This window comes from Streptomyces puniciscabiei, assembly GCF_006715785.1.
Taxonomy (GTDB): Bacteria; Actinomycetota; Actinomycetes; order Streptomycetales; family Streptomycetaceae; genus Streptomyces; species Streptomyces puniciscabiei.
This window is the reverse complement of sequence record NZ_VFNX01000003.1, coordinates 417,290-440,486: the sequence shown is the minus strand read 5'-3', so window position 1 is coordinate 440,486 and position 23,197 is coordinate 417,290. Positions and strand designations below refer to the sequence as shown.

Here is a 23,197-nt window from a genome sequence, read left to right as displayed (position 1 = left end):
CTCCGCACGCGGCCGGTGCGGGGGTGCGCGATGCGCTGGGGGTGGTGCGGCCGGCGTAGGGGAGCGGCGATGGTGCCGGTGCCGGGCATGCGGTGACTGCGCCGGTGTGGAGTGCGGCCGGTGCGAAACCCTGTCGCGGCCACCCGGGGTGCAGCGGCTCGCGGGCGCGGTGCTTGCCCGGCCCCGCCCGTCGCTCTACCCTCCGCGCGTGATCAATGGTGCACATGTGGTGCTCTACAGCCGGGACGCGGAGGCCGACCGGGTCTTCCTGCGCGACACGCTCGGGTGGACGCATGCCGACGCGGGCCACGGATGGCTGATCTTCCGGGCGCCGCCCGCCGAGGTGGCCTGCCACCCCACCGACGGCGAGCCCGCGCACGAGCTGATGCTGATGTGCGACGACCTCGACGCGACGCGGCGTGAACTCGCCGAGCGTGGCGTGGAGTTCACCCGGCAGGTGGAGGAGGCCCGCTGGGGTCGGGTGACCGCGCTGCGCCTGCCGGGCGGCGGCGAGCTCGTCCTGTACGAGCCCAGGCATCCGAGGCCGTAGGGGGAACGGCGCAGACGGCGGACGGGCGGGTCGCGCAGGCGTGTTCGCACGCGCGGCCGGTGGGCCCGGGCCTCGGACCGTGCGGTCCTAGGCCGCCGTGACCCTTTCCGCCCGCTTCGGCCGGCTGTCCGGCCGTTCGCCGAGGAGTTCGGTGGGGACCTTGTGTGTCTCGCGGGCGGTGAGGGCGGCGAGGGCCGGGGGGAGGCACAGCGCGGCCGTGAACAGGGCGACCGCCGACCAGTCGTCGCCGCCCGGACCGGCGATCTCGGCGGCGAAGGTGACCGCGAACCCGGCCACCGCGAAGCCGATCTGCGTGCCGACGGCCATGCCCGACAGCCGCACCCGGGTCGCGAACATCTCGCCGTAGAAGGCGGGCCATACCCCGTTGGCGGCGCTGTAGACGAGACCGAAGGCGACGATCCCGAGGATCAGGGTCAGCGGGCGGGAGCCCGTGGAGATCGCCCACAGATAGCCGGCCATCGCGGCCGCGCTGCCCACCGCGCCGAACAGGAACACCGGCCGGCGCCCGATCCGGTCCGAGAGCGTGGCCCACAGCGGGATCGCGGCCAGCGCGCAGAGGTTGGCCAGGGCGCCCACCCACAGCATGAACGTGCGGGACATACCGACCGAATCACTGGTGGCGTACGCCAGCGCCCACACCGTGAAGACCGTGCTGACCGAGGCGATGAGCGCGCCCGCGATCACCCGGAGCACGTCCGCCCAGTGCTCGCGGATGAGCACCGCGAGCGGCAGCCGGACCACGCCCTCGGTCGCCGCCTGCTTCGCGAAGGCCGGGGTCTCGCGCAGCCGGCGCCGGATGACGTAACCGGTGACGGCGACCGCCACGCTCAGCCAGAACGGCACCCGCCAGCCCCAGGACAGCAGTTGGTCCTCGGGGAGCCGGGAGACGGGGATGAAGACCAGCGTGGCGATGAGCTGACCGCCCTGGGTGCCGCTCAGCGTGAAGCTGGTGAAGAAGCCCCGCCGGTCCGGCGGGGCGTGTTCCAGGCTCATGGAACTCGCGCTCGCCTGCTCGCCGGCCGCCGATATGCCCTGCAGCACACGGCAGAGCACGAGCAGCACCGGAGCGAGCGAGCCGGCCTGGGCGCGGGTGGGCAGACAGCCGATGAGGAAGGTCGACACGCCCATGAGGATCAGGGTGAACACCATGATCTTCTTGCGGCCGAGCCGGTCGCCGACGTGCCCGAGGACCAGCGCGCCGAGCGGGCGGGCGGCATAGGCGACGCCGAAGGTGGCGAGCGACAGCAGGGTCGCGGTCGCCGGGTCGGAGGAGTCGAAGAACACCTTCGGGAAGATCAGCGCGGCGGCGCTGCCGTAGACGAAGAAGTCGTAGTACTCCAGGGCGCTGCCGATCCAGGCGGCCGTCGCCGCCTTCCAGGGCTGTCCGGGAGGGGCGTCGGCGGCGGACGCGGGGGCGGGGACGGACACGGCGGTGCTCCTTCGGGGGACGTCCACCCTACGGAAGGGCGGCGTGAGCGACGAGGGGAGGGAGCGGGCGAGGGCCGGATCTCGGCGCTAATTAACCCACTGGATAGTTAGTCGTGGTGGGTGGGATGTTGCGCCCGTGTTTCCCCGCTGTCAAGAGTCCGTGCAGCGGTCCGTGCGGGAGTGCGGGCCTGCCGGGGTCAGCCGGCCGTGCGCTCCGCGGTCAGGTAGGCGATCACCATGTCGCCCAGCATGGTCCGGTAGTGCTCCCGCCGGCCGGGGTCCACCAGGTCCCGGCCGAACAGGGCGCCGAAGGTGTGCCGGTTGGCCACCCGGAAGAAGCAGAACGAGCTGATCATCGCGTGCAGGTCGACCGCGTCGACGTCGGCCGTGAACAGCCCTGACTCCTGTCCCGCGGTGAGGATCCGGCGGATCACCTCCAGGGCCGGGGAGCCGATCTTCCCGAGCTTCTCGGAGGCCGCGATGTGCTCCGCGCCGTGGATGTTCTCGATGCTGACGAGCCGGATGAAGTCCGGGTGCCGCTCATGGTGGTCGAAGGTCAGCTCGGCCAGGCGCCGGATCGCCGCGACGGGGTCCAGGTGCTCGACGTCCAGCTGCTGCTCGGCCTCGCGGATCACCCCGTATGCCCGCTCCAGCACGGCCGTGAACAGCTGCTCCTTGCCGCCGAAGTAGTAGTAGATCATTCGCTTGGTGGTGCGGGTGCGGGCCGCTATCTCGTCGACCCGGGCTCCGTCGTAGCCCGCCCGTGCGAACTCCTGCGTGGCCACGTCCAGGATCTCGGCCTTGGTGCGGGCCGCGTCGCGCACCCGTCCCCCGGGTCGTACGGGCTCTTCGACGCTGGTCATCGCTGTCCTTCGGGCCGGTGGGCGCCTGGGTGGCGCGCTCGCTGGGTGCGTGCCGGTGATTGTAGAAGCAGGGGGCCCGGAGGCCGCCCGGGTCTTCCGTGCCGCACCGGTGGCTGATATAGCTAACGTACTGGTTCGTACATTAGTGCCGCCTCAGGAGGGCCACGTGGCCAAGGACTCGTATCTCGTCGGGCTGATCGGGGCCGGGATCGGCCCCTCACTCAGTCCCGCCCTGCACCAGCGGGAGGCGGACCGGCAGGGCCTGCGCCACCTCTACCGGCTCCTCGACCTCGACGCCCTCGGCCGGGCGCCGGAGGCCGTCGGCGATCTGGTCCGCGCCGCCCGCGACCTCGGCTACGACGGGCTGAACATCACCCATCCCTGCAAGCAGCTGGTCATCGACCACCTCGACGCGCTCGACCCGCGGGCCGAGGCACTCGGCGCGGTCAACACCGTGGTCTTCGACGACGGCCGGGCCGTCGGCCACAACACCGACGTGACCGGATTCGCCGCCTCCTTCGCGCGCGGCCTGCCCGACGCCCCGCTGGAGCGGGTCGTCCAGCTCGGCGCGGGCGGCGCGGGGGCGGCCGTCGCGCATGCCGTGCTCACCCTGGGCGCCGGGCGGGTCACCGTCGTCGACGCGCTGCCCGCGCGGGCCGCCGGCCTCGCCGACTCCCTGGTACGGCACTTCGGCCCCGGCCGGGCGGAGGCGGCGACGGTGGACCGGCTTCCGGCGCTGCTCGGCGCGGCCGACGGCTGTGGCGGCCTGGTGCATGCCACGCCCACCGGTATGGCCGCGCACCCCGGGCTGCCTCTGCCGGCCGAGCTGCTGCATCCCGGTCTGTGGGTTGCCGAGGTGGTGTACCGGCCGCTTCGGACGGAGCTGCTGCGGGTCGCTCACGCGCGTGGGTGCGCCGTTCTGCCCGGGGGCGGGATGGCCGTGTTCCAGGCCGCCGACGCGTTCCGGCTGTTCACGGGGAGAGAGCCGGACAGCGGCCGGATGCTGGCCGACTTCGAGGAGCTGGTGGGCGTCGAGCGCTCGGGGAGTGCGGTCGGATGACGAGGAGCACAGGCATGCGCACCTCCATAGCCACCGTCTCCCTCAGCGGCACCCTCACCGAGAAACTCGCCGCGGCCGCGCGGGCCGGGTTCGGCGGGGTGGAGATCTTCGAGAACGATCTCCTGGCGTGCCCGCTCGCTCCCGAGGAGATCCGTGCGCGCTGTGCCGACCTCGGGCTGAGCATCGATCTGTACCAGCCGATGCGGGACATCGAGGGCGTGCCCGACGAGGTCTTCGTGGGCAACCTGCGGCGCGCCCGGCACAAGTTCGAGCTGATGAACCGGCTCGGCGCCGACACCGTCCTCGTGTGCTCCAGCGTGTCGCCCCACGCCGTGGACGACGACGCCCGAGCGGCCGGACAGCTGGCCCGACTGGCCGAGCTGGCCGAGGGGTTCGGGATCCGGGTGGCGTACGAGGCGCTCGCCTGGGGGCGGCACGTGAACACCTACCGGCACGCGTGGCGGATCGTCGAGGCCGCCGGGCACCCGGCGCTCGGCGTCTGTCTGGACAGTTTCCACATCCTCTCCCGCGCCTGCGAGCCGAAGGACCTCGAGGGAATCGCGGACATCCCCGGCGAGAAGATCTTCTTCCTGCAGCTCGCCGACGCCCCGCTGCTCGCGATGGACGTCCTGCAGTGGAGCCGTCACTACCGCTGCTTCCCAGGACAGGGCGGCCTCGACGTCACAGGGCTGGTGCGGCAGGTCCTCGCCACCGGCTACCGCGGGCCGCTGTCCCTGGAGGTCTTCAACGACGTCTTCCGGCAGGCCGACGCCGGCCCCACCGCCGTGGACGCCCACCGCTCCCTGCTGCTCCTCGAGGAGGCCGCCGGTGCGACCGAGCTGCCGCCGCCCGTCGTGCCCACCGGGGTGGCCTTCGCCGAACTCCTCACCCCGGACGCCGAACCCGTCACCGCGCTGCTGACCGCCCTCGGCTTCACCCGCGCCGCCCGGCACCGCGGCAAGCCCGTCGACCTGTGGCAGCGCGGCGAGGCCCGCATCCTGGTCAACAGCGCCGCCACCGCCCGCCGCGACGGCACCCGGCTGGCCGCGATCGGCCTGGAGTCCCCGGACCCCGCCGCTGCCGCCCGCCGCGCCGAAGCCCTGCTCGCCCCCGTCCTGCCCCGCCGCCGTGCCCCCGAGGACGCCCCGCTCGACGCCGTCGCGGCCCCCGACGGCACGGAACTGTTCTTCTGTGCCACCGGTGATCCCGAACTCTCCGACTGGCGGGCCGACTTCGCCGACCTGCCGGATGCCCCGGAGCCCTCCCCGACCGGCATCGAAGCGACCCGGATCGACCACCTCGCCCTCACCCAGCCCTGGCACCACTTCGACGAGGCCACCCTCTTCCACCGCAGCGTCCTCGGCCTCACCGCCCAGCAGAGCGTCGACCTCGCCGACCCCTACGGCCTGATGCGCAGTCGCGCCGTCACCAGCGCCGACGGCGGCGTCCGCATCGCCCTCGGCGTCGGCGCGGCACCCGCGGACGACACCGTGCACGCGGCACACATCGCGCTGGCCACCGACGACGTGGTGGCCGCGGCCCGCGCCTTCCGCGCCGCGGGCGGCCGGCTGCTGCCCGTGCCGGCCAACTACCACGACGACCTCGCCGCCCGGTACGACCTCCCCGACGACGAGCTGGAGACGTACCGCGACCTCGGCATCCTGTACGACCGGGACGCGGGCGGCGCCTTCCGGCACTGCTACACCGAGACCGTCGGCCGGGTCTTCTTCGAACTCGTCCAGCGCGACCCCGGCTACCAGGGATACGGCGCCGCGAACGCCCCGGTACGCCTCGCGGCCCAGCACGCGGGACGGCTCTTGCACTGAACCGACCGGCGTCTTACCGGACTTGTCGTACGAGTGAGAGGCCGGTGAGACCTCCACCGGGTTCAGCTGCGGTTCAGGCTCCGTACACGTCAGGCGGCGGATACTCCGCGAGATCCGGCATGCGCGCCGCGCCCGGATCACTGCGTTTCCGGGAGCCCGAAAGGCCGTTCATGCTGACCACCCCCACCCAGTCGGTCGTCCGGGGCGACGGGCCGCCGCCCGCCGCCCCGCCCCGCCCGCGTACCGGCCGGTACGAGCGTCCGGCGCTGGCGGCCATCGCCGCGCTCGCCGCGCTGCTGTCCCTGTGGGGCCTCGGCCACAGCGCGTACCACGGGTTCTACGCCTCCGCGGTGCGCAGCATGACGGACAACCCGGTCGCCTTCTTCTACGGCTCCTTCGACCCGGGCAACACCCTCACCATCGACAAGCTGCCCGGGTTCCTGTGGCCGCAGGCCCTGTCGGCGCTGGTGTTCGGCTTCCACCCGTGGGCGCTGGTGCTGCCGCAGGCGCTCGAGGGCGTGGCCTCGGTGGTCGTGCTCCATGTGCTGGTGCGTCGCTGGGCGGGCGTGCCCGCCGGGCTGCTGGCCGCCGCCTTCCTGGCCCTCACTCCGGTGACCGTCGGCCTTGGGCGGTCCGTCACCGAGGATGCGCCGTTCGTCCTGTTGCTGCTTCTCGCCGCCGAGGCCGTCTGGCGGGCGACCGAGCGGGGCAGGCTCGTCCCCCTGCTGCTCGCCGGGTTCTGGGTGGGCGTGGCCTTCCAGTGCAAGATGCTGGAGGCCTGGGCGGTGCTCCCCGCGCTGGCCGCCACCTACCTGGTCGCCGCTCCCCGGAGCCTCGGCCGCCGGCTGCGCGATCTCGCACTCGCCGCGGCGGTGACCTTCGCGGTGTCGGTGTCGTGGATGGTGGTGGCCACCCTCACCCCGGGCTCCGCCCGGCCGTATCTCGACGGCACCACGGACAACTCGGCGTTCGGTCTGGTCGTCGGCTACAACTTCCTCACCCGCTTCCACACCGTCGGTGTCGACGCGGCCGGCACCGGCAGCGTCACGCCCAACGAGATCCTGCGGGCGGCCGGTTCGGGCCCCGGCATGGGCGACAGCGTGTGGAAGATGTTCAGCCCGGGGCTCGCCACGCAGACCGGGTGGCTCTACCCGCTCGCCGCGCTCGGCCTGGCCGGCGGCGCGGTGGCACTGTGGCGGCGGCGCGTCCCCCGTACGGACCGCGTGCTCGCGGGCCAGGTGCTGTGGGGCGGATGGCTGGCGACGTTCTTCCTCGTCTTCAGCTTCGGCAGCGTGACGGGGCACACCTACTACATGGGCGTGGTCGCGGTGCCCCTCGCGGCGTTCGCCGGCGCCGGTGTCGTACCGGCCTGGCGGGCGGCCCTGAGGGGCGGCCGACGGGCCTGGGTACTGCCGGTGGCGCTCGCCGGGAACGCCGCCTGGTGTGTGGCGCTGACCCTGTGGTACCCACGTTTCCTGCCCTGGTCGGCCCCGGTCGCCGCCACCCTCGCGCTGGCCGGTCTGGCCCTGACCGCGGTCCGGCACCGCCCGCGCATGGTCACCGCCGGTCTGGCCGTGGGACTGGCCGCGGTCCTGCTGGTGCCCGCCGCGTGGTCGGCGTCGGCGCTGTCACCGCGCTACAACCAGCCCGGCTCGCTGGGCCGCGTCGGCCCCAGCAGCCACCGCCAGGGCAATCCGCTCGCCCGACTGAACTCAGACCAGCGGCACTTGCTCGCCTACCTCACCGCCCACCGCGGCAGCGCCGAGTATGTGGCCGCGATCCCCGGTTGGTGGTCCGCCGCGCCCTACGTCATATCGGCGAACGCACACGTCATGCCCATGGGCGGTTTCACCGGGCGGGTCCCGTACCCCTCGCCCGCCCGCTTCCACCGGCTGATCCGCTCCGGCCGGCTGCGCTACGTCGTCCTGTCCCGAGGGGACGTCCTGGCCGGGTACCGGCACGACACGCCCGTCGGTGGGCTCGTGCGCTGGACGACCGTCCACTGCGCGCTCGTCCCCCCGTCGGCGTACCACTCCGGCGACCGGTCCCACCGGCTCTACGACTGCGGCCCGGCTCACCGGGGATGAGCCGGGGTTGCGGGCGAGGATCGGTCACGGCCGTGCGTTCCGTCTGCGCCCTGGCGGCCGCGCCCGGCTGCTGTGCCGGAGCGCCGCCCACTGCCGGCGGCCGCCTGTGATCCCGGCTGCTGTGTGACTGCGGCCTGGCTCACCGGGGGTGAGCCGGGGGTGTGGGAGAGGGGCGGTCAGGGCTGTGCGTTCCGTCTGGGCGCTGGCGGCCGCGTGCCCGGCTGCTGTGCTGGAGGGCACTGCCGGCGGCCGCCCGTGATCCCCGCTGCTGTACGACAGCGGCCCGGTTCACCTGGGGTGAACCGGGCCGCGGCCGACGGGCCGTCAGGCCCGTCTGTTCCACTCGGCGATCACGGGTCGTCCGTGCTCGGTCGACAGTCGGCTGACCGTGCCCGTGGCCAGCTGGAACAGCCGGCCCTCGGCGGGCGGCAGGCCCAGCCTGCGGGCGGTGAGCACGCGCAGGAAGTGCGCGTGGGCGACGAGGACCACGTCCCCCTCCGCCAGGGCCGGGGACACCCGGGCCAGCACGCGGTCGGCGCGGGCCCCGATCTCCTCCGGTGACTCGCCGGGGTGGCCCTCGGGGCCGGGCGGCACGCCGTCGGTCCACAGGTCCCAGCCGGGGCGGGTGCGGTGGATGTCGACGGTGGTGATGCCCTCGTAGCCGCCGTAGTCCCACTCGTGCAGGTCGGGATCGGGCACGACCCCGACGAGGCCCGCGAGTTCGGCGGTGCGCAGCGCGCGGTCCAGCGGGCTGGCCAGTGTCAGGGCGTAGGTCCGGCCGGTGAGGAGCGGGGCGAGGGACTTGGCCTGTTCCTCGCCGTGCCCGGTCAGGGGCAGGTCGGTGAAGCTGGTGTGCTGTCCCGACCTGCTCCACTCCGTCTCACCGTGGCGGACCAGCAGGAGGTCCCCCACGGCGGGTCAGTCCTTCTTCTCGACCGCGTGGCCACCGAACTGGTTGCGCAGCGCCGCGATCATCTTCATCTGCGGAGAGTCGTCCTGCCGGGAGGCGAACCGGGCGAAGAGAGAGGCGGTGATCGCCGGGAGCGGTACGGCGTTGTCGATCGCCGCCTCCACCGTCCAGCGGCCCTCGCCGGAGTCCTCCGCGTAGCCGCGCAGCTTCTCCAGGTGCTCGTCCTCGTCCAGGGCGTTGACCGCGAGGTCGAGGAGCCAGGAACGGATGACCGTCCCTTCCTGCCAGGAGCGGAACACCTCGCGCACGTTCTCCACCGAGTGCACCTTCTCCAGCAGCTCCCAGCCCTCGGCGTAGGCCTGCATCATGGCGTACTCGATGCCGTTGTGGACCATCTTGGAGAAGTGCCCGGCGCCGACCCGGCCCGCGTGGACATAGCCGTACGGGCCCTCCGGCTTGAGCGCCTCGAAGATCGGCTTCAGCGGCTCGACGTGCTGCTTGTCGCCGCCGACCATGAGGGCGTAGCCGTTCTCCAGGCCCCACACACCGCCGGAGACACCTGCGTCGACGAAGCCGATGCCCTTGATACCGAGGGCGGCGGCGTGCTTCTCGTCGTCCGTCCAGCGGGAGTTGCCACCGTCGATCACCGTGTCGCCGGGCTCCAGCAGGTCGCCGAGCTCGTCGATGACGGTCTGCGTGGCGGTGCCGGCCGGGACCATCACCCACACATGGCGGGGCGCGTCCAGCTTCTCGACCAGTTCGGCGAGCGACTTGACGTCGGAGACCTCGGGATTGCGGTCGTAGCCGATGACGGTGTGGCCGGCGCGGCGGATCCGCTCGCGCATGTTGCCGCCCATCTTGCCGAGACCGATGAGACCGAGCTGCATATCAGTTCACTTCCGATGCGTTCTTGAGGGTGCGGTAGGCGGCGACGAGGGCCGTGGTGGACGGGTCGAGACCGGGGACCTGAGCGCCCTCGGTGAGGGCGGGCTCGACGCGCTTGGCGAGGACCTTGCCCAGTTCCACGCCCCACTGGTCGAAGGAGTCGATGTTCCACACGGCGCCCTGCACGAACACCTTGTGTTCGTAGAGGGCGATCAGCTGGCCGAGCACGGACGGGGTCAGCTCACCGGCGAGGATCGTGGTGGTGGGGTGGCCGCCGCGGAAGGTGCGGTGGGTGACCTGCTCCTGCGGCACGCCCTCCGCGCGGACCTCCTCGGCGCTCTTGCCGAAGGCCAGCGCCTGGGTCTGGGCGAAGAAGTTGGCCATCAACAGGTCGTGCTGGGCCTTGAGTTCCTCGCTCAGCTCGCCGACGGGCCGGGCGAAGCCGATGAAGTCCGCCGGGATCAGCTTGGTGCCCTGGTGGATCAACTGGTAGTAGGCGTGCTGCCCGTTGGTGCCCGGGGTGCCCCACACCACCGGCCCGGTCTGCCACTCCACCGGCCGGCCGTCCCGCTGCACCGACTTGCCGTTGGACTCCATGTCCAGCTGCTGGAGGTAGGCGGTGAACTTCGACAGGTAGTGGCTGTACGGCAGCACCGCGTGCGACTGGGCGTCGTGGAAGTTGCCGTACCAGATGCCCAGCAGGCCCAGCAGCAAGGGGGCGTTGGCCTCGGCGGGCGCGGTGCGGAAGTGGTCGTCGACCAGCCGGAAGCCGTCGAGCATCTCCCGGAACCGGTCCGGGCCGATGGCGATCATCAGGGACAGGCCGATCGCGGAGTCGTACGAGTAGCGGCCGCCGACCCAGTCCCAGAACTCGAACATGTTGGCCGTGTCGATGCCGAACTCGGCGACCTTCTCCGCGTTCGTGGACAGCGCCACGAAGTGCTTCGCGACCGCCTTCTCGTCGCCGTCGAAGGCCTTGAGCAGCCAGGAACGGGCCGAGGTCGCGTTGGTGATCGTCTCGATCGTGGTGAACGTCTTGGACGCGACGATGAACAGGGTCTCCGCCGGGTCCAGGTCCCGGGTGGCCTCGTGCAGGTCCGCGCCGTCCACGTTCGACACGAAGCGGAACGTCAACTCCCGTGCGGTGTAAGGGCGCAGCACCTCGTACGCCATCGCCGGGCCGAGGTCGGAGCCGCCGATGCCGACGTTGACGACGTTCTTGATGCGCCTGCCGGTGTGGCCGGTCCACTCGCCCGAGCGGACCTTGCCGGCGAACCCGGTCATCTTGTCGAGGACGGCGTGCACCTTCGGGACGACGTTCTCCCCGTCGACCTCGATCACCGCGTCCCGGGGGGCGCGCAGCGCGGTGTGCAGGACCGCACGGTTCTCGGTGACGTTGATCCTCTCGCCGCGGAACATGGCGTCACGCAGCGCGAACACGCCGGTGGCGGTGGCGAGTTCCTGCAGCAGGGCCAGCGTCTCGTCGGTGATCAGGTGCTTGCTGTAGTCGATGTACAGGTCGCCGACCCGTACGACGTACCGCTCGGCGCGGCCGGGGTCCGCCCCGAACAGTTCGCGCAGGTGCGGCTGCCCCTCGGCGCGGTGGTCGGCGAGGGCCGTCCACTCGGGCCGGTGGGTGAGCTTGACAGACTCGGACTGGGCCATCTCAGGCGTTCTCCTTGGCGGCCTCGCCCTTCAGGGCGATGGCGTACATCTCGTCGGCGTCGAGGCGGCGCAGCTCCTCGGCGATGAGTTCGGAGGTGGGGCGGACCTTCAGGGCCAGGGTGCGCGGCGGCTGGCCCGGCAGGGTCAGCGTGGCGAGCGGCCCCTCGGGGCGGTCGATGCGGATCTCGCCGTTCTGGGTGCCGAGCCGTACGGCGGTGACGACCGGTCCGGCGGTGACCACGCGGTCCACGGTCACCTTCAGGCGGGCCTCCAGCCAGCGGGCCAGCAGTTCGGCGCTGGGGTTGGCCGCCTCGGCCTCGACGGCGGCCGTCGTGATCGGCACCCGGGCCTGGTCCAGGGCGGCGGCCAGCATGGACCGCCACAGGGTGAGCCGGGTCCAGGCGAGGTCGGTGTCGCCGGGGGCGTAGTTGCGGGCGCGGGTCTCCAGGACCTCCATGGGCCGCTCGAACGCGTACAGGTCGGTGATCCGGCGCTGCGCGAGCGCGCCGAGCGGGTCCTCGGACGGGGCGTCGGGCGCGTCCACCGGCCACCACACGACGACGGGCGCGTCCGGCAGCAGCAGCGGCAGCACGACCGAGTCGGCGTGGTCGGACACCTCGCCGTAGGTGCGCAGCACGACCGTCTCGCCGGTGCCGGCCTCGGAGCCGACCCGGACCTCGGCGTCGAGCCGGGAGTGGGTGCGGTCGCGCAGGGTGCGCACGTGCCGCTTGATGACGACCAGGGTCCGCATCGGGTGCTCGTGCGAGGCGTCCTCGGCGGCCTTGATCGAGTCGTAGGCGTTCTCCTCGTCCGTGACGATGACCATCGTCAGGACCATGCCCACGGCGGGGGTGCCGATGGCGCGGCGGCCCTGCACCAGCGCCTTGTTGATCTTGCTTGCCGTGGTGTCGGTCAGGTCGATCTTCATGGCCTGCGCCAGCTCCGTCCGTCTCGTGCGAGCATCTCGTCCGCTTCACTCGGTCCCCAGCTGCCCGACGCGTACTGCGCCGGCCTGCCGTGCGCCGCCCAGTACTCCTCGATCGGGTCGAGGATCTTCCAGGACTCTTCCACTTCCTGGTGACGGGGGAACAAATTCGCGTCGCCGAGCAGCACGTCCAGGATGAGCCGCTCGTACGCCTCCGGGCTGGACTCGGTGAAGGACTCGCCGTAGGCGAAGTCCATCGACACGTCCCGGATCTCCATCGAGGTGCCCGGCACCTTGGAGCCGAACCGCACGGTCATGCCCTCGTCCGGCTGGACGCGGATCACGATCGCGTTCTGCCCGAGTTCCTCGGTGGCGGTGGAGTCGAAGGGGGAGTGCGGGGCCCGCTTGAAGACCACCGCGATCTCGGTGACCCGGCGGCCCAGCCGCTTGCCGGTACGCAGGTAGAACGGCACGCCCGCCCAGCGGCGGTTGTCGATGCCCAGCTTGATCGCGGCGAAGGTGTCGGTCTTCGACTTCGGGTCGATGCCCTCCTCCTGGAGGTAGCCGACCACCTTCTCGCCGCCCTGCCAGCCATCCGCGTACTGCGCCCGGACGGTGTGCCTGCCGAGGTCCTCCGGCAGCCGCACCGACTTCAGCACCTTCAGCTTCTCGGTGAGCAGCGCCTCCGCGTCGAACGCGATCGGCTCCTCCATGGCGGTCAGCGCCATCAGCTGCAGCAGGTGGTTCTGGATGACGTCACGGGCGGCGCCGATGCCGTCGTAGTAGCCCGCGCGCCCGCCGATGCCGATGTCCTCGGCCATGGTGATCTGCACGTGGTCGACGTACGACCGGTTCCAGATCGGCTCGTACATCTGGTTGGCGAAGCGCAGCGCCAGGATGTTCTGGACGGTCTCCTTGCCGAGGTAGTGGTCGATGCGGAACACCTGGTCCGGCTCGAACACCTCGTGCACGATCGCGTTCAGCTCGCGGGCGCTGTCCAGGTCGTGGCCGAACGGCTTCTCGATGACCGCGCGCCGCCAGGAGCCCTGGGGCGGGTTCGCCAGCCCGTGCTTCTTCAGCTGCTGCACGACCTTGGGGAAGAACTTCGGCGGCACCGACAGGTAGAACGCGAAGTTGCCGCCGGTGCCGCGGGAGGCGTCCAGCTCCTCGACGGCGTCCTTCAGCTGCTTGAAGGCGGTGTCGTCGTCGAAGTCTCCGGGGATGAACCGCATGCCCTCGGCCAGCTGCTGCCACACCTCCTCGCGGAACGGGGTGCGGGCGTGCTCCTTCACCGCGCTGTGCACGACCTCCGCGAAGTCCTGGTTCTCCCAGTCCCGCCGGGCGAACCCGACGAGGGAGAAGCCCGGCGGCAGCAGACCGCGGTTGGCGAGGTCGTACACCGCCGGCATCAGCTTCTTGCGGGACAGGTCACCGGTCACCCCGAAGATGACGAGCCCGGACGGGCCCGCGATCCGGGGGAGCCGGCGGTCGCTGGTGTCCCGCAGCGGGTTCTCCCAGCCGGCGGCCGGACCCACCGGGACCTGCACCGCCTCGGGTGCGGGCGCCTGAGGCGCGGGTGCCTCGGCGGCGGGTGCGTTCTCGGTCATCGGGCGTCAGCTCCCTTGCTCTTCAGGGACGTCGCCACGGCGTCCAGCAGTTCCTGCCAGGCGGCCTCGAACTTGGCGACGCCCTCGTCCTCCAGCTGCTGGACGACTTCGTCGTAGGGGATGCCGAGCCGCTCCACGGCGGCCAGGTCGGCGCGGGCCTGTGCGTAGCCGCCGGTCACCGTGTCGCCGGTGATCCCGCCGTGGTCGGCGACGGCGTTCAGGGTGGCCTCCGGCATGGTGTTGACCGTGCCCGGCGCGACCAGCTCGTCCACGTACAGGGTGTCCTTGTAGGCGGGGTCCTTCACACCCGTGGAGGCCCACAGCGGGCGCTGCTTGTTCGCCCTGGCACCGGCGAGCGCGATCCAGCGCTCGGAGGCGAACACCTCCTCGTAGGCCTCGTAGGCGAGCCGGGCGTTGGCGAGGGCCGCGCGGCCCTTGAGCGAGAGGGCCTCGTCGGTGCCGAGGGCGGTCAGCCGCTTGTCGATCTCGGAGTCCACACGGGAGACGAAGAAGGACGCCACCGAGTGGATCGTGGAGAGGTCGATGCCACGCTCGCGGGCCTTCTCCAGGCCGGCCAGGTAGGCGGCCATGACCTCGCGGTACCGCTCCAGGGAGAAGATCAGGGTCACGTTGACGCTGATACCCAGGCCGATGACCTCGGTGATGGCCGGCAGGCCCGCCTTGGTCGCCGGGATCTTGATCATCACGTTGGGACGGTCGACGAGCCAGGCGAGCTGCTTGGCCTCGGCGACGGTGGCCCCGGTGTCGTGCGCGAGGCGGGGGTCGACCTCGATGGAGACGCGGCCGTCCCGGCCGTTGGTGGCGTCGTACACGTCACGGAGGATGTCGGCGGCGTCGCGCACGTCGGCGGTCGTCATCATCCGCACGGCCTCGTCCACGGTCACCCCGCGTACGGCGAGGTCGCTCAGCTGCTCCTCGTAGCCCTCGCCGGAGCCGATGGCGGCCTGGAAGATCGAGGGGTTCGTGGTGACACCGACGGCGCTCCCGCTCGCCACGAGCTCGGCGAGGCTGCCCGAGGTGATCCGCTTGCGCGACAGGTCGTCGAGCCAGATCGACACGCCCTCGTCGGCGAGGCGCTTGAGGGCTCCCGGGGTCGCGATTGCTTCGGTCACAGTGATCATTCTTCTTTCGGGTCGTATCGGGCGTCGGTGTCAGGCGCGCGCCGCGGCGAGGGACTCGCGGGCCGCAGCGGCGACGTTCTCAGGGGTGAAGCCGAACTCGGCGAACAGGGTCGTGGCGTCGGCGGAGGCGCCGAAGTGCTCGAGGGAGACGATGCGTCCCGCGTCGCCCACGTACCGGTACCAGGTCAGACCGATCCCGGCCTCCACGGCGACCCGGGCCTTCACGGACGGCGGCAGCACCCGCTCGCGGTACTCGCGCGGCTGCTCCTCGAACCACTCCACGGACGGCATGGACACCACCCGCGTGCCGATCCCCTCGGCCTCCAGCCGTTCCCGCGCGGCCACGGCCAGCTGCACCTCGGAGCCCGTCGCGATGATGATCACCTCCGGGACCTCGGTCGAGGACTCGCGCAGCACATAGCCGCCCTTGGCCGCGTCCTCGTTCGGCGCGTACACCGGCACGCCCTGGCGGGTGAGCGCGAGCCCGTGCGGGGCGGGGTTCACGGCGTGCCTCTTCAGGATCTCGGCCCAGGCCACCGCGGTCTCGTTGGCGTCGGCCGGGCGGACGACGTTCAGGCCGGGGATCGCGCGCAGCGAGGCCAGGTGTTCGACGGGCTGGTGGGTGGGGCCGTCCTCGCCGAGGCCGATGGAGTCGTGCGTCCACACGTACGTCACCGGCAGCTGCATCAGCGCCGACATGCGCACCGCGTTGCGCATGTAGTCGGAGAACACCAGGAAGGTGCCGCCGTAGATCCGGGTGTTGCCGTGCAGGGCGATGCCGTTCATCTCCGCGGCCATGGAGAACTCGCGGATGCCGAAGTGGACGGTACGGCCGTACGGGTCGGCCTCGGGCAGCGGGTTGCCCTCGGGCAGGAAGGAGCTGGTCTTGTCGATGGTGGTGTTGTTGGACCCGGCGAGGTCGGCGGAGCCGCCCCACAGCTCGGGGATCACCGGGCCGAGCGCCTGCAGCACCTTGCCGGAGGCGGCGCGAGTGGCGACCGACTTGCCCTCCTCGAAGACCGGGATGCTCTGCTCCCAGCCCTCGGGCAGCTCGCCCTTGCTCACCCGGTCGAACAGCCCGGCGCGCTCCGGCTGGGCGCTGCGCCACTCGGTGATCCGCTTGTCCCAGGCGGCGTGCGCCTCGGCGCCCCGGTCCAGGGCCCGCCGGGTGTGCTTCAGGACCTCGTCCGCGACCTGGAAGGTCTGCTCCGGGTCGAAGCCCAGGACGCGCTTGGTGGCGGCGATCTCCTCCTCACCGAGCGCGGAGCCGTGGGAGGCCTCGGTGTTCTGCGCGTTCGGGGCGGGCCAGGCGATGATCGTGCGCATCGCGATGATCGACGGCCGCTCGGTCTCGGCCTGCGCGGCCTTGAGCGCCGCGTACAGGGCGGGGACGTCGATGTCGCCGTCGGCGGTGGGCTCGATGCGCTGGGTGTGCCAGCCGTAGGCCTCGTAGCGCTTCAGCACGTCCTCGGAGAAGGCGGTCGCGGTGTCGCCCTCGATGGAGATGTGGTTGTCGTCGTAGAGGAAGACCAGGTTGCCGAGCTTCTGGTGGCCGGCGAGCGAGGAGGCCTCGGCGGAGACGCCCTCCTGAAGGTCGCCGTCTGAGACGATCGCCCAGACGGTGTGGTCGAAGGGGGAGGTGCCCGCGGGGGCCTCGGGGTCGAACAGGCCGCGCTCGTAGCGGGCCGCCATCGCCATGCCGACCGCGTTGGCGACGCCCTGGCCCAGCGGGCCGGTGGTGGTCTCGACGCCGGCGGTGTGGCCGTACTCCGGGTGGCCCGGGGTCTTGGAGCCATGGGTGCGGAAGGCCTTCAGGTCGTCCAGCTCCAGCTCGTACCCGGCCAGGAACAGCTGCGTGTAGAGGGTCAGCGAGGTGTGGCCGGGGGAGAGGACGAAGCGGTCCCGGCCGGTCCACTCGGGGTCGGCGGGATCGTGACGCATAACCTTCTGAAAGATCGTGTACGCGGCAGGCGCCAGGCTCATCGCCGTGCCCGGGTGGCCGTTGCCCACCTTCTGCACCGCGTCGGCCGCCAGAAGACGGGCGGTGTCCACGGCTCGCCGGTCGAGGTCGGTCCACTCGAAGCCGTCGGAAGTCTGCGTGGTCATCTTCAAGAAGTCCTCGTTCAGTGCGGGAAAGCTGGCCTGACGCGTTCAAACTTAAAAGTCTGACTTTTTCGGGGAAAGGTCGGGGTGTGTCAGCCTGTGGTGAATCTGGGACAGTGATCGCGCGACAGGGACGGCACGAAAAGGACATGGCTGATAGAACGCCCCAAAGTGAGGAGTCGGGTGCGGGCGGTGAGGGCATCAGGACCTTCCCCTTCCCGACCGAGCTGGCCGTCGGCGGCGTCGGCATGCAGATCGGCCCCATGGGGACCGACCACACCTGGCACGCCGACGCCCCCCTGCACCGCGTCCACCGCATCGACTTCCACGTGGTCATGCTGTTCACCGACGGACCCGTACGGCACATGATCGACTTCGCCGAGTACGAGGCCGGCGCCGGCGACCTGCTGTGGATCCGCCCCGGACAGGTCCACCGCTTCTCCCGCGAGGCCGTGTACCGCGGAACCGTCCTGACCATGCAGCCCGGCTTCCTGCCGCGCGCCACCGTCGAGGCCACCGGCCTGTACCGCTACGACCTGCCGCCCCTGCTGCACCCCGACCCGGACCGGCTCGCCGCGCTCCAGGCCTGTCTCGACCAGCTGCGGCGCGAGTACGAGGACACCGCCACGCTCCCGCTCAGCCTGCACACCGCCGTCCTGAGGCACACCCTCACCGCGTGCCTGCTGCGCCTCGCGCACCTCGCGGCCAGCTCCGCCGAGGCGGGCCGGCCGCCGGCGGACAGCACCTTCACCCGCTTCCGGGACGCCGTCGAGCAGGGCTTCGCCACCAATCACAGCGTCAGCGCCTACGCCGACGCCCTCGGCTACTCCCGCCGCACCCTCGTGCGCGCCGTCCGCGCCGCCACCGGCGAGACCCCCAAGGGCTTCATCGACAAACGCGTCGTCCTGGAGGCCAAGCGCCTCCTCGCCCACACCGATCTGCCGATCGGCCGCGTCGGGGCGGCCGTGGGCTTCCCCGACGCGGCGAACTTCACCAAGTTCTTCCATCTGCACACCGGACACACTCCGGTGGCGTTCCGGGCGGAACTGCGGTAGCGCACGTCCCCGCGCCCCGACCGTCCCGCACATGACGAGTCGGGGGTTGGCCCACGGGCGCGGGCCACCCCCTGTCGTCGGCTGATCAGTGGCCGAAGTCGAACCAGTTGACGTTCACGAAGTCGGCAGGCTGGCCGCTGCTGAAGGTCAGGTAGACGTCGTGCGTTCCGGTGACCGAGCCGATGTTGGCCGGGATCGTCCGCCAGGACTGCCAGCCCCCGGTGTTGCCGACGGCGAAGCTGCCGATGGGTGGGCTGGACCGGCTGTCCAGGCGCACCTCCACCAGACCGCTCACCCCGGACGCGGCACCGCTCGCCACCCGGGCGTAGAACTGGGTGGCCGGTGCCGAGCCGAAGTTCACGCCCTTGTACAGCGCCCAGTCGCCGTTCGCGATCCAGCCGATGTCCTGGCCGCCACCGGTGTCGCTCGTGGTCTCGGTGCTGACGCCCGACTGGCTGTCGTAGGACTCCGCCTGGACGGGGCTGTAGGCGTCGCGGTTGCCGGACGGCGGGGGAGTGGTGCCGCCGCTGCCCGAGGACTGCAGGACCTGCACGTAGTCGACGACCATCGGGTGGCCGGGGTCCGTGGCGCCGGTCGGACCGCCGCCGAAGGCCGCGGGGAAGCCGCCCCCCATCGCCACGTTCAGGATGACGAAGAAGCCGTGGTTCGTGGCGTTGGCCCAGGTGGTCGCGTCCATCTGGTTCGCCGTGACCGTCTGGTAGTTGACGCCGTCGACGTAGAACCCGATCGCCTCCGGGCTCACCGAGCGGTCCCACTCCATGGTGTAGGTGTGGAAGCCCGACTGGCAGGTGGTGTTCGGGCACGCCGTCGAGTTGCCGAGGCCCGTCGTCTCGTTGCACGGGCCGCCCGGGTTGGTGCCGCAGTGCATGGTGGCCCAGGTCTTGTTCAGGCCCTGGACGTTCTCCATGACGTCCAGTTCGCCGACGCTCGGCCAGTTCTGGTAGTTGCCGCGGTAGGGCGCGCCCAGCATCCAGAAGGCGGGCCAGTAGCCGGCGGCCGCGTCCCCGGTCACGTTGGGCATCTGGATGCGGGCCTCCACGCGCAGCTTGCCGCCGGCCGGGGGCTGGAAGTCCGTCCGGGTGGTCTCGATCCGGCCGGAGGTCCAGTTGCCGGAGGCGTCGCGGCGCGGGGTGATGAGCAGGTCGCCGTTGCCGTCGAGTGCCACGTTGTTCGTGCTGGAGGTCATCGTCTCGACCTCGCCGGTGCCCCAGTTCGCGGCACCGCCCGGGTACGAAGTACCGGTGTCGTACTGCCAGTTGGCGGTGTTGACGCCGGAGCCCGCCGCGCCGTTGAAGTCGTCCAGGAAGACCTGGCTCCAGCCGGACGGGGGCGTGGGAGCGGTGGCGCCGGCGGGCGCGGTGGCGGCCGTGGCGATCGCCGCCGCCAGGCCGAGCGTGGCGACGGCGGCGGCGAACGCGCGGCGCAGGGGGCGGCGGGTTCTGGGTGTGCCGGAGGAATCGCTCATGGGGGCCTCTCGGTACGGGGAGTGTGCGGGGGCAGTGTGAGAGCGCTCCCACAATTCGGCTGAGAGCGCTCTCAAGGTGCCGCCAATGTGCTCCCCGCCCCTGCGGTCGTCAAGAGATGAAACAAAGAAAGTCCTTGATCCGCAGGGGAGTTCAGGGGGTGAAGCCGCCCGTACCGGCTCAGACCCGGCTCGGATCCGACTCAGACCGCGCTGCCCGCCTTCCAGTCCGCCCAGGACAGATTCCATCCGTTGAGCCCGTTGGCCGGGTCGACGGTCCGCTCGCCCGAGCTGTCGCCCGCGCCCTTGGCGTCATGCAGCCCGACACAGCCCACCTCCGTGGCTGCCCTGTGGACCGGTTCGATATGTGCGCCACTGCCACGACACGCCTTCCTGGGTTCTCCGACGGTGCGTGGGCATCCTGCGAGGCTTGTCTGGGACGCTCCTTTGAATCCGGCGGGCGCTCCCTGAGATTCCGGTGAGGACACGCCCTCCCGGCCGAGGAGAAACGCATGAACGGATCCCCGGCGAGCGTCGTCGAGGCGGCGTTCCGCCACTACCGCTCACAGGACCGCGAGGCGGCCCTCCCGCTGTACGCCGACGACTTCACCTTCACCAGCCCGCAGGACGACCGCATCGACAAGGCGGCGTTCTTCGAGCGCTGCTTTCCCACCGCGGACCGGTTCGCCGAGCAGCGTGTGCTGCACCTCGTCGCCGTGGACGAGGAGGTGGTGTTCGTCCAGTACGAGTACGAACTCGCCGGAGGCGACCGGTACCGCAACATGGAGGCGATCACCGTCCGCGACGGGCTCATCCGGGAGGTACAGGTCTTCTTCGGCGGGAGGGCGTGAGCCGGCCCAGCGGGTCCTTCGGCGCTCGTCCTACTGCGGCCGCCAGCCCAGCGCCCGGGAGATCCCCCGGGCCGCCAGCCGTACCGCGGGGGCCAGCGCCGGGACCTGGGCACCCGCCCGGGGCACCACCACCGACACCGCCGCCACCACGTCCCCGCCCGGCCCGCGCACCGGTGCCGCCACCGACAGCGCGTCCTCCGTCACCTGACGCTCACTCACCGCCACGCCGGAGCGGCGCACCTCGGCGAGGGTACGGCGCAGCCGCCCCGGATCGGTGATCGTGTACGGGGTGAAGGCGGCCAGCGGCCCGGCGCAGTACTCCTCCTGCAGGTCCGGGCCCGCGTGGGCGAGGAGGACGAGCCCGACGCCGGTGGCGTGCAGCGGCCAGCGCGCGCCGACCCGGATGTGCACGCCCACCGCCGAACGGCCCGACAGCCACTCGATGTAGACGACCTCCGTGCCGTCCCGCACCGCCAGCTGCACGTTCTCGTGCGTCGCCTCGTACAGGTCCTCCAGGTACGGCAGCGCCAGCTGCCTCAGGCCCAGGCCGCGCGGCGCGAGCGCGGCCACCTCCCACAGCCGCAGACCCACGTGGTACACCCCGGCCGCGTCCCGCTCCAGCGCGCCCCATGCGGTCAGGGCGCCCGCCAGCCGGTGCGCCGTGGTCAGACTGAGCCCGGCCCGGCGGCTGATGTCCGTCAGGGAGAGGGCGGGGTGCTCATGGTCGAACGCGCCGAGCACGGCCAGCAACCGGTCGGCCGCGGACCGATCGCTCACGGACACCTCACCCTGTCGCCCCGGTCACCCTTCGTCCCGGCCGGGATCGTAACCGACGCCGCTCCGCGTTGCTCGACCGCGGCGTGCCGCCCCGCCCTTCCGGGTGCGTCAGTGGGTCATGAAGGAGGTGACGGGAAGCGCCCGGGAGACGATCCGTACGTCGCCGAGCCGTCCGTGCAGGATCTGGTCGATCTTCCCGGCGTACTCGTAGCCGCCGAGCAGCCACGGCAGGCCGACCGAGGTGATGCCGACCGCGGCGGCCCCCGGGTTGCGGACGACCGGGCAGCTCTCGACGTACAGGGTCGTGTGCCTGCCGTCGTTCACCACCGCGAGGTGCCACCAGGTCTCCAGGGGCGTCTCCTGGCCCCAGTTGGTGGCGATGCCCTCCTGGTTGAGCGGGCGCATCGCCCACTGGGGCTCGCGGTCGTTGGAGAGCGAGAGCGTGGCGAGCGGTTCGTCGGGATCGTCGGCGGTCTTGCCGGCCGCCCCGCCCGTGCCGGTGCGGCCGACGATCCCGGACCAGGCGTTGTGGTCCGGGTCCCAGTCGGCGGGCAGCCGGTAGAAGGCCTCGATCGTGTAACCGTTCTCGAACGTGGCCGAGTTGAGCGGGGCGGAGTCGACGGTGCGCAGGTACGCGCCGCTCAGCGGCGCCTTGTGGCCCCGGAACTCCAGGCTGCCGTGGCCGGGCTGGTCGGGATGGTGGTCGGCCGACCAGCCGAGCGTGCCGCCGCCCACCGCGACCACGGTGAGGTCGTTGCCACGGCCGGAGAGGTCGCGGACGGTGCCGGAGACGGGCGACTCGAAGCGCCAGTAGGCCACCGTGCCCGGTATCAGCATCGTCGACGCGGGCCGCGCCGGGCGGGACGGCACCGGATCGAAGCCGGAGAAACGGGCGGCGAAGTCGATCTCGACCGAGAAGCGGTCCGCGTCGCCGCTGAGCTCGATCTCCTGCCGCTCCAGCTCGCCCAGCCCCTTCCCGGCCCGGCCGAGGATCCACGGCGAGACCGTCTCCACGTCGATGACGTTCCGGTCCAGGTCGAAGTGGTAGAGGCGGATCATCGCCGCGCCGCCGAAGTAGCGGTTCTGGTAGTTCGTGAGGTGCAGGTGCACCTCGTTGCCGGCCGCGTTCTTGCGGACCGCGCGGCCCGCGGGCCAGTAGTGGCCGTTCAGAGTGAGGAAGATCTGGTCGTGGTCCTCGATCAACTGGTCCCACAGCTGCTGCCCGTACGCCGACAACTGCTCGTCCCCGACGACCAGTTCGTGCGTGGTGAGCACGACCGGCGTCCTCGGGTGCCGGGCGAGCACGTCCTTCGCCCAGGCGTACCCCCGCGCCGACAGCCGCCAGTCCAGCGCGAGCACCATCCACTCACGGCCACCCGCCCGGAACAGGTGACAGGTGTGGTAGCCGTCCGGCGAGGCGCCCGCGAACGTCGGCTTGCCCCGGAAGCGGTGCGGCCCGAAGGTGTCCAGGTACGGCGTCGGGCCGCGCTGGTCGTCCGTCGACGACCTGACGTCGTGGTTGCCGGCCAGCACGCTGTAGCCGACGCTGCGACGGTCGAGGATCCCGAAGGCCTCGCCGATCGCGGCGAACTCGTCCTCGGCGCCGTTCTGGGTGAGGTCGCCGAGGTGGGTCAGGAAGACGATGTTGTCGTCCCTGCCGTGCTCCAGGAGATAGCGGAGCGACGCTTCGAGCGGCGCCGGGTGGATGCTCGGTCCGTCGAACAGGTACTGGGTGTCGGGCATCACCGCGAGCGTGAAGCGACGGCTCTCCGTGTCGGGCCGCCGGCTGCTCCCGGCCGCATCGGCGACGGCCGGCAGCGCCACCCCGGCGGTGGCGGCGGCGCCGAGCAGTGCGGTGGCCCTGAGGAAACCGCGTCTGCCGGCACCGGCCTGTGGGGCCTCGCCCCGGCTGTGGTCATGCGAAGTACACACGTGTGCTCCGTGAGGGGTGGCGTGACG

At 71.8% G+C, this 23,197-nt stretch carries 19 protein-coding genes; 6 read left to right on the top strand and 13 right to left on the bottom strand.

Features of this window, described 5'->3' with window-relative positions; translation table 11 throughout:
* Nucleotides 1–208 precede the first annotated feature (208 nt).
* A complete protein-coding gene (locus FB563_RS37825; RefSeq protein ID WP_055705916.1) occupies nt 209–550 on the top strand; it encodes a VOC family protein in 342 nt (113 codons plus the stop codon).
* An 87-nt stretch (nt 551–637) separates the two neighbouring features.
* Here the strand turns inward: FB563_RS37825 and FB563_RS37820 are convergent, their stop codons facing one another.
* The gene (locus FB563_RS37820; RefSeq protein ID WP_142219207.1) at nt 638–1,999 is read right to left on the bottom strand and encodes an MFS transporter; all 1,362 of its coding nucleotides are present in this window, start codon (nt 1,997–1,999) and stop codon (nt 638–640) included.
* Between the two features lie 197 nt (nt 2,000–2,196).
* Nucleotides 2,197–2,862: a TetR/AcrR family transcriptional regulator gene (locus FB563_RS37815; RefSeq protein WP_055710629.1), complete on the bottom strand. Its 666-nt coding sequence runs from the start codon at nt 2,860–2,862 to the stop codon at nt 2,197–2,199.
* A gap of 166 nt (nt 2,863–3,028) precedes the next feature.
* On the opposite strand from FB563_RS37815, the gene FB563_RS37810 reads away from it, so the two are divergent.
* From FB563_RS37810 to FB563_RS37800, 3 genes are all read left to right on the top strand, one after another.
* A complete protein-coding gene (locus FB563_RS37810; RefSeq protein WP_055710628.1) occupies nt 3,029–3,922 on the top strand; it encodes a shikimate dehydrogenase in 894 nt (297 codons plus the stop codon).
* Between the two features lie 14 nt (nt 3,923–3,936).
* On the top strand, nt 3,937–5,748 hold the full coding sequence (locus tag FB563_RS37805; protein ID WP_142219206.1) for a bifunctional sugar phosphate isomerase/epimerase/4-hydroxyphenylpyruvate dioxygenase family protein: 1,812 nt from the start codon (nt 3,937–3,939) through the stop codon (nt 5,746–5,748).
* 170 nt (nt 5,749–5,918) lie between these two features.
* Entirely contained in the window at nt 5,919–7,835 is a 1,917-nt protein-coding gene (locus tag FB563_RS37800) for an ArnT family glycosyltransferase (RefSeq protein WP_055710396.1), read from the top strand.
* A 324-nt stretch (nt 7,836–8,159) separates the two neighbouring features.
* Here FB563_RS37800 and FB563_RS37795 read toward each other — a convergent pair whose 3' ends face one another.
* The 7 genes from FB563_RS37795 to tkt are packed head-to-tail and all read right to left on the bottom strand — an operon-like array spanning nt 8,160 to nt 17,075.
* On the bottom strand, nt 8,160–8,747 hold the full coding sequence (locus tag FB563_RS37795) for a histidine phosphatase family protein (RefSeq protein ID WP_055710397.1): 588 nt from the start codon (nt 8,745–8,747) through the stop codon (nt 8,160–8,162).
* Nucleotides 8,748–8,753: 6 nt separating this feature from the next.
* A complete protein-coding gene (gene gnd / locus FB563_RS37790; protein ID WP_055710398.1) occupies nt 8,754–9,632 on the bottom strand; it encodes a phosphogluconate dehydrogenase (NAD(+)-dependent, decarboxylating) in 879 nt (292 codons plus the stop codon).
* Between the two features lies 1 nt (nt 9,633).
* Nucleotides 9,634–11,295 carry a glucose-6-phosphate isomerase gene (pgi, locus tag FB563_RS37785; RefSeq protein ID WP_142219205.1) on the bottom strand — a complete coding sequence of 554 codons (1,662 nt, stop codon included), beginning with the start codon at nt 11,293–11,295 and terminating at the stop codon, nt 9,634–9,636.
* Between the two features lies 1 nt (nt 11,296).
* Nucleotides 11,297–12,223, bottom strand: a complete 927-nt coding sequence (opcA, locus tag FB563_RS37780) for a glucose-6-phosphate dehydrogenase assembly protein OpcA (protein ID WP_055707113.1) — start codon at nt 12,221–12,223, stop codon at nt 11,297–11,299.
* Nucleotides 12,220–13,827: a glucose-6-phosphate dehydrogenase gene (zwf, locus tag FB563_RS37775; RefSeq protein ID WP_055707114.1), complete on the bottom strand. Its 1,608-nt coding sequence runs from the start codon at nt 13,825–13,827 to the stop codon at nt 12,220–12,222. The genes opcA and zwf overlap by 4 nt, the downstream gene beginning before the upstream one ends.
* Complete coding sequence (gene tal / locus FB563_RS37770; protein WP_055707115.1) at nt 13,824–14,969, bottom strand: transaldolase; 1,146 nt, start codon at nt 14,967–14,969, stop codon at nt 13,824–13,826. The genes zwf and tal overlap by 4 nt, the downstream gene beginning before the upstream one ends.
* Nucleotides 14,970–14,999: 30 nt before the next feature.
* The gene (gene tkt, locus FB563_RS37765; protein ID WP_055707116.1) at nt 15,000–17,075 is read right to left on the bottom strand and encodes a transketolase; all 2,076 of its coding nucleotides are present in this window, start codon (nt 17,073–17,075) and stop codon (nt 15,000–15,002) included.
* Between the two features lie 146 nt (nt 17,076–17,221).
* Here tkt and FB563_RS37760 point away from each other — a divergent pair, with 146 nt between their 5' ends.
* Nucleotides 17,222–18,127 (top strand): helix-turn-helix domain-containing protein, encoded by a 906-nt coding sequence (locus FB563_RS37760; RefSeq protein WP_055707117.1) that lies wholly within the window; start codon nt 17,222–17,224, stop codon nt 18,125–18,127.
* Between the two features lie 85 nt (nt 18,128–18,212).
* Here FB563_RS37760 and FB563_RS37755 read toward each other — a convergent pair whose 3' ends face one another.
* The gene (locus tag FB563_RS37755) at nt 18,213–19,613 is read right to left on the bottom strand and encodes a glycoside hydrolase family 16 protein (protein ID WP_055707118.1); all 1,401 of its coding nucleotides are present in this window, start codon (nt 19,611–19,613) and stop codon (nt 18,213–18,215) included.
* Nucleotides 19,614–19,813: 200 nt separating this feature from the next.
* Nucleotides 19,814–19,945, bottom strand: a complete 132-nt coding sequence (locus FB563_RS45035; protein WP_267888653.1) for a hypothetical protein — start codon at nt 19,943–19,945, stop codon at nt 19,814–19,816.
* A 177-nt stretch (nt 19,946–20,122) separates the two neighbouring features.
* On the opposite strand from FB563_RS45035, the gene FB563_RS37750 reads away from it, so the two are divergent.
* On the top strand, nt 20,123–20,461 hold the full coding sequence (locus FB563_RS37750; RefSeq protein WP_055707119.1) for a nuclear transport factor 2 family protein: 339 nt from the start codon (nt 20,123–20,125) through the stop codon (nt 20,459–20,461).
* Nucleotides 20,462–20,491: 30 nt separating this feature from the next.
* Here FB563_RS37750 and FB563_RS37745 read toward each other — a convergent pair whose 3' ends face one another.
* Both FB563_RS37745 and FB563_RS37740 read right to left on the bottom strand, forming a co-directional pair.
* Complete coding sequence (locus tag FB563_RS37745) at nt 20,492–21,238, bottom strand: IclR family transcriptional regulator (protein WP_055707125.1); 747 nt, start codon at nt 21,236–21,238, stop codon at nt 20,492–20,494.
* Between the two features lie 108 nt (nt 21,239–21,346).
* Nucleotides 21,347–23,170 carry a LamG-like jellyroll fold domain-containing protein gene (locus tag FB563_RS37740; protein WP_055707120.1) on the bottom strand — a complete coding sequence of 608 codons (1,824 nt, stop codon included), beginning with the start codon at nt 23,168–23,170 and terminating at the stop codon, nt 21,347–21,349.
* Between the last annotated feature and the right edge of the window lie 27 nt (nt 23,171–23,197).

Coding starts and splice junctions, on each gene's coding strand:
- FB563_RS37815 (WP_055710629.1), bottom strand. CDS start 2,862: ATGACCAGCGTCGAAGAGCCCGTACGACCCGGGGGACGGGTGCGCGAC.
- FB563_RS37805 (WP_142219206.1), top strand. CDS start 3,937: ATGCGCACCTCCATAGCCACCGTCTCCCTCAGCGGCACCCTCACCGAG.
- FB563_RS37800 (WP_055710396.1), top strand. CDS start 5,919: ATGCTGACCACCCCCACCCAGTCGGTCGTCCGGGGCGACGGGCCGCCG.
- gnd (WP_055710398.1), bottom strand. CDS start 9,632: ATGCAGCTCGGTCTCATCGGTCTCGGCAAGATGGGCGGCAACATGCGC.
- pgi (WP_142219205.1), bottom strand. CDS start 11,295: ATGGCCCAGTCCGAGTCTGTCAAGCTCACCCACCGGCCCGAGTGGACG.
- opcA (WP_055707113.1), bottom strand. CDS start 12,223: ATGAAGATCGACCTGACCGACACCACGGCAAGCAAGATCAACAAGGCG.
- zwf (WP_055707114.1), bottom strand. CDS start 13,827: ATGACCGAGAACGCACCCGCCGCCGAGGCACCCGCGCCTCAGGCGCCC.
- tal (WP_055707115.1), bottom strand. CDS start 14,969: ATGATCACTGTGACCGAAGCAATCGCGACCCCGGGAGCCCTCAAGCGC.
- tkt (WP_055707116.1), bottom strand. CDS start 17,075: ATGACCACGCAGACTTCCGACGGCTTCGAGTGGACCGACCTCGACCGG.
- FB563_RS37760 (WP_055707117.1), top strand. CDS start 17,222: ATGGCTGATAGAACGCCCCAAAGTGAGGAGTCGGGTGCGGGCGGTGAG.
- FB563_RS37755 (WP_055707118.1), bottom strand. CDS start 19,613: ATGAGCGATTCCTCCGGCACACCCAGAACCCGCCGCCCCCTGCGCCGC.
- FB563_RS37750 (WP_055707119.1), top strand. CDS start 20,123: ATGAACGGATCCCCGGCGAGCGTCGTCGAGGCGGCGTTCCGCCACTAC.